Genomic DNA, 228 nt, shown 5'->3' with positions numbered 1-228 from the left:
CGCCGACGACGAGGTAGACGCCGACGTCGAAGGACAGCGACGTCACCAGGTGGATGTCGCCGGTCAGCGGCGGCGAGACGTCGATGATCCAGGACTGCAGCACGGTGCCGCCGAAGATCAGCGCGCCCAGGCCCACGCCGGCCGACAGGAACAGGCCGCTGCCCAGCAGCAGACCGGGCTGGACCCGGGCCGCCTCCCCGAGCTGGTACCGGCCGCCCGCGAGGTAGC

General features: G+C 72.8%; 1 protein-coding gene. It reads right to left on the bottom strand.

Features of this window, described 5'->3' with window-relative positions:
* On the bottom strand, positions 1 to 228 hold a 228-nt coding region (locus tag KVT14_RS22090), incomplete at both ends, for an MnhB domain-containing protein (RefSeq protein WP_217617457.1).

Source organism: Cellulomonas sp. GbtcB1 (assembly GCF_019091725.1).
GTDB lineage: Bacteria > Actinomycetota > Actinomycetes > Actinomycetales > Cellulomonadaceae > Cellulomonas.
The sequence above is the reverse complement of the archived record's forward strand: the minus strand, read 5'-3'. Positions and strand labels throughout refer to the sequence as shown.